Source organism: Paenibacillus sp. YYML68 (assembly GCF_027923405.1).
Lineage (GTDB): Bacteria > Bacillota > Bacilli > Paenibacillales > NBRC-103111 > Paenibacillus_G.
In genome coordinates this window covers 4,401,308-4,414,605 of the sequence record NZ_BQYI01000001.1, presented here as the reverse complement: position 1 = coordinate 4,414,605, position 13,298 = coordinate 4,401,308, and the positions used below count along the sequence as shown (strand labels likewise).

The 13,298-nt window shown below is 54.9% G+C and carries 12 protein-coding genes; 10 read left to right on the top strand and 2 right to left on the bottom strand.

What is annotated here, in order from left to right; translation table 11 throughout:
• Nucleotides 1–79 precede the first annotated feature (79 nt).
• From PAE68_RS19805 to PAE68_RS19780, 6 genes are all read left to right on the top strand, one after another.
• Complete coding sequence (locus PAE68_RS19805) at nt 80–1,561, top strand: PepSY-associated TM helix domain-containing protein (RefSeq protein ID WP_281889835.1); 1,482 nt, start codon at nt 80–82, stop codon at nt 1,559–1,561.
• A 162-nt stretch (nt 1,562–1,723) separates the two neighbouring features.
• Nucleotides 1,724–2,185 carry an AraC family transcriptional regulator gene (locus PAE68_RS19800; RefSeq protein ID WP_281889833.1) on the top strand — a complete coding sequence of 154 codons (462 nt, stop codon included), beginning with the start codon at nt 1,724–1,726 and terminating at the stop codon, nt 2,183–2,185.
• A 140-nt stretch (nt 2,186–2,325) separates the two neighbouring features.
• Nucleotides 2,326–3,294 (top strand): carbohydrate kinase family protein, encoded by a 969-nt coding sequence (locus PAE68_RS19795; protein WP_281889831.1) that lies wholly within the window; start codon nt 2,326–2,328, stop codon nt 3,292–3,294.
• A 71-nt stretch (nt 3,295–3,365) separates the two neighbouring features.
• Complete coding sequence (locus tag PAE68_RS19790) at nt 3,366–4,085, top strand: 3-ketoacyl-ACP reductase (protein WP_281889829.1); 720 nt, start codon at nt 3,366–3,368, stop codon at nt 4,083–4,085.
• A gap of 352 nt (nt 4,086–4,437) precedes the next feature.
• Complete coding sequence (locus tag PAE68_RS19785) at nt 4,438–5,490, top strand: HD-GYP domain-containing protein (protein WP_309299344.1); 1,053 nt, start codon at nt 4,438–4,440, stop codon at nt 5,488–5,490.
• 74 nt (nt 5,491–5,564) lie between these two features.
• Nucleotides 5,565–7,433, top strand: coding sequence for a sensor domain-containing diguanylate cyclase (locus tag PAE68_RS19780; protein WP_281889827.1), 1,869 nt, complete (start codon nt 5,565–5,567; stop codon nt 7,431–7,433).
• A gap of 249 nt (nt 7,434–7,682) precedes the next feature.
• Here PAE68_RS19780 and PAE68_RS19775 read toward each other — a convergent pair whose 3' ends face one another.
• Nucleotides 7,683–7,877 carry a hypothetical protein gene (locus PAE68_RS19775; protein WP_281889825.1) on the bottom strand — a complete coding sequence of 65 codons (195 nt, stop codon included), beginning with the start codon at nt 7,875–7,877 and terminating at the stop codon, nt 7,683–7,685.
• Between the two features lie 31 nt (nt 7,878–7,908).
• Entirely contained in the window at nt 7,909–8,424 is a 516-nt protein-coding gene (locus PAE68_RS19770; RefSeq protein ID WP_281889822.1) for a hypothetical protein, read from the bottom strand.
• Between the two features lie 219 nt (nt 8,425–8,643).
• On the opposite strand from PAE68_RS19770, the gene PAE68_RS19765 reads away from it, so the two are divergent.
• From PAE68_RS19765 to PAE68_RS19750, 4 genes are all read left to right on the top strand, one after another.
• Nucleotides 8,644–9,954, top strand: a complete 1,311-nt coding sequence (locus PAE68_RS19765; RefSeq protein WP_281889820.1) for an ammonium transporter — start codon at nt 8,644–8,646, stop codon at nt 9,952–9,954.
• 299 nt (nt 9,955–10,253) lie between these two features.
• A complete protein-coding gene (locus PAE68_RS19760) occupies nt 10,254–11,324 on the top strand; it encodes a carbohydrate ABC transporter permease (RefSeq protein ID WP_281889818.1) in 1,071 nt (356 codons plus the stop codon).
• Nucleotides 11,325–11,375: 51 nt separating this feature from the next.
• Nucleotides 11,376–12,263, top strand: coding sequence for a carbohydrate ABC transporter permease (locus PAE68_RS19755; RefSeq protein WP_281889816.1), 888 nt, complete (start codon nt 11,376–11,378; stop codon nt 12,261–12,263).
• Nucleotides 12,264–12,353: 90 nt separating this feature from the next.
• Nucleotides 12,354–13,286 carry an HAD family hydrolase gene (locus PAE68_RS19750; RefSeq protein WP_281889814.1) on the top strand — a complete coding sequence of 311 codons (933 nt, stop codon included), beginning with the start codon at nt 12,354–12,356 and terminating at the stop codon, nt 13,284–13,286.
• Nucleotides 13,287–13,298: the final 12 nt, after the last annotated feature.

Here is a 13,298-nt window from a genome sequence, read left to right as displayed (position 1 = left end):
GAACGTGGCGCATATACTTGGATTCAGCAGCACAACAGGTAGCATTAACGTAGACTTATTAGGAGGAATTGTGAGGAATATGGAACAGAGTCATGTCAATCAAGAGCAGCCAACCCCGAAGCTGTACCGGATGGTATGGAGGTGGCACTTCTACGCGGGCCTGCTGTTCGCGCCGATCTTAATTATTCTCGCGGTGACAGGTGCGGTCTACTTGTTCAAGCCGCAATATGAAGCGTGGCAGTATAAGGATTATATGCATGTACAAGCAGCAGGGGACAAGCTGTCTGCGTCCGAGCAGGTGGCGCGGGTCAAGACGCATTACCCGGATGCCAGCGTGACGAGGTTCAAGCCGGGGGCTGAGCCGGAGCTGGCGTCGGTGGTCGGCATCGTGCGGCAAGGAGAGCCGGTGACCGTCTTCGTCAATCCTTATAGCGGCGCCGTTACCGGAGAAGTGGCGGACAACCATACGTTCATGAAGCTGGTGAAGACGCTGCATGGCTCAATCATGATGGGAACGACTGGTAATCGAATCATTGAGCTGGCGGCAGGCTGGGGGATGATTCTGCTCGTTACGGGTCTTTATCTGTGGTGGCCGCGCTCGGGCAACAAGGTGATGGGCGTCTGGCTGCCAAGACTTAACCAAGGCAAGCGAATCTTCTGGCGCGACCTGCATGCGGTGCCCGCCATGTGGATGGCCGTAGGCGTGGCACTGCTCATTATGACGGGCTTGCCGTGGTCGGGCGTATGGGGCGATGGGCTGAGCAAGTTCTCTGCGGCGACGGGCACGGGGACACCGGCGCTGTTATTCATGAAGCCGCAGTCGGCTATGCCGACGAAGGACGTGGCCGAGGTGCCTTGGGCAGCCGAGCAGCTGCCTGTGCCGACCTCGGATCGCGCGGCCGCCAGCACCAATACGGGGCATGACGGACATGCGCCTACATCGGGTCAGGCGAAGAGCGCCGGCGACCATCATGGCGAGCACGGCGGCGCAACTGGCGCCAGCACTGGCAGCACAGGCAAGCCGCTCGCTCCGGTCGTTCCGCTCGAGGACATCGTCAAGCTCGCTGAGGAGCAGCGCTTCCAGGAGCCGTATACGGTGACGCTGCCGAAGGGTGAGCTGGGCGTGTATACGATTGCGGTCAATGCGTCCGTGCCGGAGAACGGCGCGACGCTTCATATTGATCAGTACAGCGGGAACGTGCTGGCGGACCTCCGATTTGCCGATTACGGCATCTTGGGCAAAATGGTATCCATCGGCATCGCTCTGCATGAGGGGCGATATTTCGGAACGGCGAACCAGATCATCTGTCTGCTGCTATGCCTCGGTCTCATTCTGACCTCGGTGACCGGCGCGGTCATGTGGTGGAGACGCAGACCGGCTGGCAAGCTCGGCGCACCTGCTGCGCAGCGCGGCGGCAGAGTGCTCAAGGGAACCGCTGTGATCGTTGCGGCGTTCGGTATCTTCTTCCCGCTCGTCGGGCTGTCGATCCTAGCTGCGCTGCTCATTGATGTGCTGCTTGTTCAGAGAGTTGGAGCGGTGAAGCGTTATTTGGGCGCGTAGTGGAAGTTTTGAAGCGTTTATGCAATAGAGATAAGCCGCCCGTGAGGGTGGCTTATCTCTTTTACAAATCATGGTTATTTTTAAAAAAAATATTGTGATTTTTTTTATATCAAGCTATGATCCGCGTGTAGACATCCTTTTGATGGAAAGGAAAGTGGAGAAATGGATATTAGGATAGAAGTGATTCCGAATTACTGCATTGCATATGTACGGCAGGTAGGGCCATATGGTCCTGCCAACGCTCTAGCGATGGAACGGTTGAAGAGCTGGGCGCTGGACAATGAGCTGCTTACAGACACAGCGATCTTATTCGGTATTCCGCAGGATGATCCTCGGACCACGCCTCCTGAGATGTGTAGGTATGATGCATGTATCGTCTTACCAGAGGAGACTCAACTGGATGTGCATGACGTTCGTGAAGGGGAGCTGTCTGGTGGTGCATACGCTGTTTTTAGAATCAAGCATACGGCTGAGGATATTGAACGAGCTTGGGCTGAGATCATCCCGCAACTGTATCGCTTAGGCTATCAGATCGAGCATAAACCGATTGTGGAGAGGTATACGGGTGAGCTGCTACGCGAAGATTATTGTGAATTATGTGTGCCTGTATATTCGGCGCTATAGCCTGACAGGTTAACAAAGTCTGGTCTCCTCAACCTCGCCCGCCTGCCAGTGGTGTTCACCTTCAGCATCCAGTATAGTAAGGCTAGGTCTCGCGCGTGCAAACGATCTGATTAAGCACATAGAAGGGCGGTAATGGATCTATGGTCAACGTGTTCGCAATGGGGGAAGCGCTTATTGATTTCATTCCTGTGCAAAAAGGTGTGCCGCTGCAAGCCGTCAGCGGCTTCGAAAAGGCGGCCGGCGGTGCGCCGGCCAACGTCGCCTGCGCCGTAGCACGGCTCGGCGGGACGAGCAGCTTCATCGGCAAGCTCGGCGCCGATGCGTTCGGCGACTTCCTCGTCGAGACGATGGCAGGAGCAGGGGTAGACACGAGCCGCGTTCTTCGCACGACGGAGGCGAATACAGCGCTCGCCTTCGTCAGCTTGAAGGAGGATGGCAACCGCGACTTCTCCTTCTATCGCAATCCGAGCGCAGATATGCTGCTCCATGAGAATGAGATTGAGCCTGAGTGGTTCGGTCCCGGGGACATTCTCCATTACTGCTCGGTCGATCTGATCGAGGCTCCGGTTAAGTATGCGCACCGGAAGGCGATCGCGGCGGTGAAGGCGAAGGGCGGCTTCGTCAGTTTCGATCCGAACGTACGGCTGCCACTGTGGAGCGAGCCTGACCTGTGCCGACGGACAATACTGGAGTTCATCCCCGAGAGCCATATGGTGAAGATCAGCGACGAGGAGCTGGCCTTCATTACTGGCATCGAGGAGGAGGAGCAGGCGATTGCGTCCCTCTTCGTCGGTGATGTACAGCACGTCGTGTACACACGCGGGGCGCAAGGGGCGACGTGGTTCATGCGGGAGGGCGCTCAGGTGACGAAGCCCGGACTTCGGGTGCAGGCGGTCGATACGACCGGCGCAGGCGATACGTTCATCGGGGCGCTGCTCGTGCAGCTGGCCGAGGAGGCGGGCTTCACCTCGGGAGCGGGCATAACGGCTGAGCGTGCGGCTGAGCTGCTCGCCTTCGCGAATGCCGCGGCGGCGATTACGACGACACGGCCGGGTGCGATTCCGGCGCTGCCGACGCGGGAGGAAGTGCGAGCTTGGTTGGAGGAATAAGCGCGGCTTTGCTATAATGCGGTGGAAAGCATTTACCATATGAATCGAATAAAGGAGAAGTGACGGATCACATGGAGCTTCGTAATGGTACAGCCATCATTACCGGTGGGGGCAAAGGAATCGGCAAGGCCGCTGCACTGAAGCTGGCAGAGAGCGGCGTGCATCTAGGACTTATCGCCAGAAGTAGTGCGGATCTGGAGGCGCTTCGAGAGCAGCTGACTAGCGAGTTCGGAACGAAGGTGTTCATCGCATCGGCGGATATCTCGAAGAAGGACGAAGCGGAGAAGGCAGTCCGCTCACTTGTGGAGCAGTTGGGCTCCTTATCGATTCTAATCAACAATGCCGGTATAGCTAAGTTCGGAACGCTCGCAGAGATGGAGCCGACCGAGTGGGAGCAGATTATTCAGACGAATGTGATGGGGACCTACTATGTAACGCGCGCCGCACTGCCGACCATGCTGGAGCAGCAAAGCGGCAGTATCATTAATATTGCTTCGACGGCCGGAGAGAGAGGCTTCGCGACCGGCTCAGCGTACTGCGCCTCGAAGTTTGCAGTTATGGGGATGACGGAGGCGCTGATGCAGGAGGTTCGCAAGTCGAACATTCGGGTGACGGCTCTTACGCCGAGCACGGTCAACACGGAGCTGGCTGTGAAGGCGGGACTGAAGATCGGCGATGAGGACCGGATGATGCAGCCGGAGGACGTGGCAGACCTGATCATGGCTACGCTGCAGCTGCCACCGCGCGTATTCGTGAAGACAGCAGGCATATGGACGACGAATCCGCAATAGACGGTATTTCTATATGCAAGCTGTATATCTGTGCAGCTCCAAAAAATACGACCTTGGCCTCGCGGCTTAAGGTCGTATTTTTCTATACAGACAAGCACTTGCTATTGGAGGAGGTCGATTCAAGATTTCGATCCTTCTTGTAGGAGAATGAAGAATGATGTCGAATAAGAATATATCACCCCTTACTATGCTAGGCAGGAATTATAACTTCAATCGAGAACCTCCAAGTACTGGAGCTCTATGCTGCATATCGTCGCAGACAAGGCTTAAGCTCAGGGCGCTTCATATGAGGTTGCTTGCAGCTGAGGCAGCGGCAGAATGATGAAAAAGTTGATGCTGATATGAAGGTGACATGATGCAGGTACAAGTGGATGAGCTAATGCTCGGGGATCGACTGACCCAAGATGTGTTCAATAGCTATGGCGTGCCGGTCTTGGCTGCTAATACGGTATTAGATCAAGATGCGCTGGATTTGCTGTACAAGCACCGGATCGATGAAGTCATGATCGAGCGGAAGCCTGAAGCTCTAACAAGCTCCTACTACAAGACTGAGCATATGCGGCACATGCTTGTTACTTTTGAGAGATCGCTGGAGTCAATTAAAACGATATTCGAGAAATGCAGAAGTGCCGGCCAAATTACGGATGCCGATGTAGAGGAAGGGTTCGTTCCGTTCATCGGTTCGTTCAAGAATGAGACGGACATCGTATCGCTGCTGCTGCTGCTCAACAATAAGGACGACTATACGTACTACCATTGTGTGCACGTCGGAATGATTTCTTATTTTATAGCGAAGTGGATGGGGATGCCCGAATATGAAGCGCTGCGTGTCGGGAAGGCCGGATATTTGCATGACATTGGCAAATCGAGAGTCAATAGTGACATTCTGAACAAGTCAGGGAAGCTCACCGACGAGGAGTTCGAGGAGATGAAGCGGCATACGGTGTACGGCTACGACATTATCAAGAAGAGTCTGGAGCTGGACGATCAGGAGGAGTACGCCCTCACCGCGCTGCAGCATCACGAACGATTGCATGGTAAGGGTTACCCGCTGGGTAAGACGGCAGCCCATATTCATCCATTTGCGAAAATTGTTGCTGTTGCCGATATATACAGTGCGATGATTACGACAAGAGTATACCAGAAGAAGCGTGATCTCCTCGTCGTGCTGAAAGAAATTCACCGCTGCTCATTCGGAGAGCTGGACGCCACTGTGGCGCACACGTTCATTAAGCACATGATTCCGAACTTCATTGGCAAGCAGGTTGTGCTGAACGACGGTCGGCAAGGTAAAATCGTGATGACCAATGCGACCGATTATTTCCGCCCACTCGTTCAGGTGCAGGAAGAGTTCATCGACCTGTCCCATCAGAGCAGCCTCGACATTGTCGATATTACGATGTAATGTGTATCTAACGATGAGCGGGATGACGGGAAGGCAGAAGTCCGCAACGTAGGTATACCGGAAACGAGGTCACCATGAAGCAGGTACATCATGTACTCTCATATCGAATATGGCTGCTGGTCGCGGTTGTGCTGAGTTGTGTGCTTGCAGCAGGCTGCACCAATGACAAGGAGTACATCCGTAATATGAAGCCGCCGACTGCTCATAACGGCTTGCTTGATTTGTCACGATCGGGCACTGAAGCTATGTACAAGCTGGACGGCGAATGGCAGTTTTCTTACAATCGGCTTCTGACGCCTCAGGAGTTCGATAAGGAGCCATACGAGTCGGTTCAGGTGCCAAGTAGCTGGACGTCCTACGTCGATGACGGGAAGAGAAAGAAGCTACCCTCTTATGGGAGCGCTACATACCGGCTCGACATTCTGCTTCCGACCGAGGCCAAGGGACAAGTGTGGGCGGTGCACATTCCTGCGGTTTATTCTGCGTATACCTTATGGTTGAACGGAGAAGAGGTGCTTCGCAACGGCGTTGTCGGTGATCGGCTGACCGAGCTTCCGAGTCGTCAGAGTCGCATTGTGGACTTCCATGTGCAGAGCGAGAAGCTGACGCTAGTTATGCATGCGTCGAATCAAGTATCGCGTAACGGCGGCATCACGAGCAGTATCAAGCTCGGCAAGTCCGATGTCATCTATAAGGCGTCGAAGGCGCAGACGTCGGTTGAGATGTTTTTGGCGGGCGGACTCATTATAATGGCGCTTTATCATGTTGGCCTCTATGTATTGCGAAGAGTGGAGCCGGAGCCGCTTTATTTCGGTGCTTTTTGCTTAGCGCTTGGGGTGCGGAGCTTATTTACAGGTGAGAAGGTTATTTATAGCTTCACCACAGCTATAAGCTGGCAAGCTGCTTTGCGTATCGAATATGTCGCGCTGGTTGTCGGTGTATGCAGCTTCGCGTTATTTTTACATCGTGTGTTTCCTAAGGAGCTTCACAGGCGGGCTGTAGTAATGATCACCTCGGTGTGCACGTTGTACGGCTTGATCTGCTTGCTGATGCCGCCTAGGTTCTCGACATACTGCCTCATTTATTTTCAAGCCTTCATGCTGGCGCTTGTCGTCTATACGGTATACATCTATGTTATGGCAATCGTAAGACGTCGTGCAATGGCGCTATTGTCTGCATTAGGGGCAGTCTGCTTCTTCGTAACGGTCGTGAACGATATATTAACGTCGCGAGGGTTCATCCAGACTGAGTTCTATGTGACACATGGGCTGTATGCGTTCATTATTTTTCAATCGTTCATTCTGGCCATCCGCTTCTCTCGGGCGCTTGTAACGAGCGAGGTGCTCGCCCGGAAGCTGCTCATTGTGAACAGCTCGCTGGAGGAGATGGTACAGGAGCGAACTCAGAAGCTGGAGGAAATGAACGAAGCGCTGCTCAAGCAATCGCTGTGCGACGCCTTAACAGGTATAGCGAACCGGAGACACTTCAATAGCATGGCGCAGGCGATGCTGCAGGCAGGCGATGACTTCAGCTTGCTTCTGATGGACATCGATCATTTCAAAAAATTCAACGACACGTACGGTCACTACGCCGGAGATGATTGTCTTGTGAAGGTTGCGCAGACGCTCCAGAAGGAATCGGAGGCATACGGTGGCATGGCCGCTCGCTACGGCGGAGAGGAGTTCGCTGTGCTGGCTCCCGTCGGCCTGGTGGGCGCAAGGAAGCTTGCGGAGCGACTCGTTGCGCAAGTTCAGGAGCTCTCCATTCCACATGCTGGATCGGAAACCTCCTCTTACGTGACGATCAGCTGCGGGGTCGTCTGCTGGTCGGAGCTGCAGCGGGAGAAGGCTGACCTGCAGCTGCTGATCAATACAGCCGATGATGCGCTCTACGCGGCGAAGCGGATGGGCCGTAACCGGTATTATGATGCGCATGAGGAGTAGTCCTAGTCTATGTCTATGAAGCATGCCCCAGCCGGCCTGATGAGGTCTGCTGGGGCATTCGTGATTAGAATACCGTATACTGGTGCTAATACGGGCATGAAGGACATTCAATCGTAATAGTAGTAGGTTAAAATCTGGCGCACACCTGCGAGGCTGTCTCCTGAACCGGCAAACCGGTACGGAGGCGGCCTCTTTGGCGTTAGGGTGGATGGCTGCGGGATCGCGGCAGGGCCAGCGCGAGGGAGGCCGTTACGATGAGAAGCATCGTAACGGCTTGAACGTGAGCGAGATGCCCGCCGCGAGCGTGAGCAGGATCGCCATCAGCTCGAAATAAGTAACGAATCGTGCGCTAAAGCCCGCCGCGAGCGTGAGCAGGAGCGCCATCAGCTCGAAATAAGTAACGATTCGTGCGCTACAGCCCGCCGCGAGCGTGAGCAGGAGCATCGCCCGCTCGAAATAAGTAACGAATCGTGCGCTAAGCCCGCCGCGAGCGTGAGCAGGAGCGCCATCGGCTCGAAATAAGTAACGAATCGTGCGCTAAAGCCCGCCGCGAGCGTGAGCAGGAGCGCCATCGGCTCGAAATAAGTAACGAATCGTGCGCTAAGTCCGCCGCGAGCGTGAGCAGGAGCGCCATCAGCTCGAAATAAGTAACGATTCGTGCGCTACAGCCCGCCGCGAGCGTGAGCAGGAGCATCCTGGGCTCGAAATAAGTAACGAATCGTGCGCTACAGCCCGCCTCGAGCGTGAGCAGGAGCGCCATCAGCTCGAAATAAGTAACGAATCGTGCGCTAAAGCCCGCCGCGAGCGTGAGCAGGAGCGCCATCAGCTCGAAATAAGTAACGATTCGTGCGCTACAGCCCGCCGCGAGCGTGAGCAGGAGCATCGCCCGCTCGAAATAAGTAACGAATCGTGCGCTAAGCCCGCCGCGAGCGTGAGCAGGGGCTTTCTTCCATAGCCTAGCCGCGAACGTGGTGAAGCTACTGAAGAGCACGAACTCACGCGAAACATAACGCTATTATGTCATGTTCGTGCACGGTATGACTATTCCACTTAACTCGCATAGGCTTCTGACATAAAAAATAATCTTTTGTGTTAACTATATTGACATGAGTGTGCTTTGTGTCATAAGATATATACATAGCTAAGGCATTAGAGAGAGAAACAGCGCTTTAGGAAGACAATAATTTAACTTAAAGTGAGGTTGACACACATGGAATTAGGGATGAATGCAATTTGGGTCATGCTTGGCGCAATTTTAGTTATTTTCATGCAAAGCGGATTTGTTATGCTGGAAGCCGGTTCAACTCGGATGAAGAACGCGGGTCACATCGCGGGTAAGACGATTTTTACACTTGGCATCGCGTCGATCGTATTTTGGGCTGTCGGCTACGCATTTATTTTTGGTTCGCAGGGTAACGCAATTATAGGCTGGGGCGATTATTTCGGCTTTGATGTGAAGGATGTTCCAGAGGGCAGCTTGGTTGCTCCGACGGTTATGTTTATTTTTCAGCTGGCATTCGCAGCGATCTCGCTGTCGGTTGCTTGGGGCGGATTCGCCGAGAGAGCGAAGCTGTCCGCGTACTTGATCTTCGCAGTCTTGTTCTCCGCTGTTATCTATCCGGTCATTGCACACTGGATCTGGGGAGGCGGCTGGCTCGCTGAGCATGGTAAGCAGGACTTCGCAGGCTCGACGGTCGTTCACTTGACAGGTGCCATGGCGGCGCTGGCGGCAACGCTTCTATTGAAGCCGCGTCTTGGTAAGTACAATAAGAACGGTACACCGAATGAAATCCCTGGTCATAACCAGGTGTTCACAACGCTCGGCGTTATGCTTCTGTGGGTAGGCTGGTTCGGCTTCAATGCAAGCTCCACGATCGCAGTAGGCGATGGCAGCTTCTTCGGCTTCGTTGCAATCAACACCCAGCTTGGCGCAGCGGCCGGTGCGGTAGCGGCACTGCTGATCAGCTGGCTCGCTAATGGTAAGGCAGATGTGTCCGTCATGCTGAACGGTGCGCTGGCAGGTCTTGTTGCAATCACTGCATCTTGCGCCTTCGTAGATTCTTGGGCAGCGATCTTGATCGGCTTCATCGCAGGTATCGTTGTATTCATGAGCATGCGCTTCTTCGAGAAGCTGCGCGTTGACGATCCAATCTATGCGCTATCTGCACACGGTATGGCTGGTATTTGGGGAACGTTGTCCAACGGCTTGTTCGCAACGCCTGAGCTTGTGGAGAAGGTGGGCGTAGGTAAAGCAGGTCTGTTCTACGGCGGCGGCTTCGAGCAGCTCGGCGTACAGGCGCTCGGCGTACTTGCTTGCGGAGCGTTCGCTTTCGCGGCCTCGTACATCATCCTTGCAGTCATGAAGGCTGTTGTCGGTATCCGTGTAACGGAAGAAGAAGAGACGATTGGTCTTGACCTCAGTGAGCACGGCACGTACGGCTATCCGGAGCAAATGAGACTGCAGGCTGAATCGACTGCAGCTCGCGGTGGACTCTCGCAATCGAAGCAAACAACGATGTAACATAGTCCTTATCTTTCATTCATAGACTGCCTATGCTGTCCATTAGGACGGCTGGGCGGTCTTTTCTCGTAACGAGTCAATAAACAGTCCCTCCCTTTATTGGAAGGGGCTGTTTGGCGTTTAGGGCACATATGTCATAGATTACCGTTTGTTGAATGAATATGCCCGTTGTGCGCTAACAACGGGCATATTTGTATCAAATGTCGACACTATCTCAACAAATACTACACACAACGATAATTATCGTCTGACAAAGCTTGGTTATCATGAACGTATGCTACAGAAAAGGAGATGCTCCCATGTCCATGAGCGAAACAACGTTAAGCTGGAGGGCGAAGGCGGCCAAGGTGAAGGCTAGCGTGCTGCCGCGCTCCAAGAGAAGGCGCAAGGAGGCGCTAATCGGACTAGCCTACGCGCTGCCTGCGCTGCTGCTCCTGGTGCTGTTCCGGTATTGGCCGCTCGTCTTCGGCATGTGGATGAGCCTCTGGAAGTGGGGCTACGTGCCAGAGAGATTCATCGGCTTGGATAACTATACTCGAATATTCACCGAGGAGCTCATCGTGCAGGACCCGGTCGCGGGTCTACAGCTCGGTGCTGTCGGTCAAAGCTTGCTCGTCACATTCTACTATGCGCTTGGCACGATTCCGGCCGCACTTGTCCTGTCATTCTTCATCGCATACGTTCTGTTCCAGAACTTCAAGGGACGCGGCATGGTGCGAACGATCTTCTTCCTGCCGTTCATTACGTCTCAGGTTGCGGCGGCGATCGTGTTCAAGTGGATTTTTCACCCGAACGTCGGCATTGCGAATGCGGCTCTGGAATCAGCGGGCCTCGCCCGGATGAACTGGCTCTATGACCCGGACCCAGTGCTCATGAAGCTGCTGCACGCCTTCGGCGGAGCTTGGCCAGAGTGGCTGCCGCAGGCGCTGGCCGGTCCGACGCTCGCGCTTCTCGTCATCATGCTGTTCTCCGTATGGTGCACCGTCGGCTTCAATGTCGTCATCTTTATGGCCGGACTTAGCAGCATCCCGAAGGAGCTGTACGAAGCGGCCCGCATCGACGGCGCCCGGACGCCGAGCTTGATCCGACACGTCACGGTGCCGCTGATGATGCCCATGCTGTTCATGCTATTGATCGTATCGGTGATCGGTGCGTTCGAATCGTTCAACGCCTTCTATGTGTTCTCCGGTGGCGAAGGGGGTCCGCTCGGCTCGACGATGTCGTTCCCGCTGTACATCTTCCGCAGCTTCTATGTATACGGTCAAGTCGGGTATGCGGCGGCGGCCTCGATGGTGCTGTTCGGCATTCTGCTCGTGCTGACGTGGGTGCAATATAAGTTCGGCGAGAAGCGGGTCCATTACCAGGCCTAATCTATTAGGAGATTATCGGAACCGATTATTTCAGGAGAGGGGCAAGTATGAATGGTTCCCTATGCAAAATGGTATTCCAAAACGATGTGGGGACTTGTGTACGCGATCGTGCTGCTGCTGGCGCTGGCTGCGCTGTTCCCGTTCATCTGGATGATATTGAATTCGTTGAAGACGCCGTACGAGATCAATCTGATGCCGCCGAGCTTCCTGCCGGAGAGCTTCGTCTTCGACAATTACGTCCATGCGTGGAACAAGCCGGAGTCGACGTTCAGCCGATACTTCTACAACACCTTCATCATTGCCGGTCTTGGTACGGTGCTGCAGCTGCTGATCTGCATACCGATCGCGTATGCGATCACGCACTTTCAATTCGCGGGACGCAGCTTCATCTTCATGCTCGTGCTGTGCACGATGATGATTCCGTATGATATTACGTTGATTCCGAACTTCGTCACGCTGCGGCATATGCCGCTGGCAGGCGGCAACGATTGGCTCGGTGAAGGTGGACAAGGCTTGTATGACAGCTACCTCGGCATGATCGTGCCATTCCTCGCGGATGCGTTCACGATCTTCCTGCTGAGACAGACATTCCTGTCTGTGCCGAAGGAGTACTGGGAGGCTGCTCAGGTTGACGGGATGTCGCGCTTCATGTACTTGTGCCGCGTGCTTGTCCCGCTGTCTGCGCCGGGTCTGGTCACTGCGGGTCTGCTCGCCTTCGTCGGCAAGTGGAACGGTGTGCTATGGCCGCTCTTGATCACATCGAGCGAATCGCTTCGGCCGCTGCAGGTCGGTCTGCTCTACTTCGTCAGCGAGGAAGGGCACAACTACCACCATCTGATGGCGGCGGCGACGTTCACGATTATGCCGATCGTCCTGCTCTACTTCGGTGCGCAGCGCTGGTTTCATACGGGCGTTGCCGCCTCCGGCCTGAAGGGCTAGGCAGAGCCATCCGCGACGACAATCTGGCACGCTTCTATGCACGGCAACGCATGACCCTACAACTGGAAAGACGAGAGGAGAACATTCAGCATGAACTGGCTTCAAGACATTCGCGCAATTTTATTTGACCTTGACGGTACGCTGTATCAGAATGAACGATTTATCCACAGCTATATCGGATATATGGTGGAGGGCACCGAGCTTGAGGTGCGTTATGACGAGCTGTATGAGGCAGTCATGGACATCGTATCCGGTCGGCACCCGATTCGGATCGGACACTTCTACGAGCCACACACCCGCACGGGCTGGACGCTTGCGAATGGTTATATGACCGCAGATATTCACTGGGACGGTACGACAGCCTCAGAGCATGCCGAAGCCGAAGCAGATGGAGCCACCGACGACCAATCGCCGCAGAAGCTGAAGCAGACCGAACCTGCGACCCAGCCACAGATGGAGCGGCATATGTACGTCGGCGACGCCTGGAGTGCAGTGAACGTCGTGGCGAGCTATTGGAACGTGGACCCGGCGAAGCGTACCGAGGCGTTCATGCGAGTTCGCGAGGAGATGGTGAACGAAGCGGCTGCCGTTGCGATTGAGAAGCACCGGGGCTTGCTGGCGGCGATCGAATCGCTTGATGCGGTAACGCATAAGTGGCTCATCACGAATTCTCCGGAGCCGGCGGCGAAGCCTTTTGTCAACTATATGGGTCTGGAGCATACGTTCAGCAGCGTCATCTTCGGGGGCCATAAGCCGTACAAGCTGTCCGAGCATATCGGCACACTTGCGCAAGAGGCCGGGATCGAGCCGCAGCAGATCTTGTCCATCGGTGACCACGCCTGGAACGATCTGTATCCGATTCGCGAGATGGGCGGACGCACCGTGTTCATCTCCCCTTACGAGTCGATCGACGATTCCCACGATTGGGATGCGCGTCTGTACACGCTAGAGGAGCTGGAGCAGCTGCTTCGTGCGCTGCAGCAGGCAAGGCAGGAGAACAACTCAGAGCTGATGAGCAGCTAATTCAGATATACC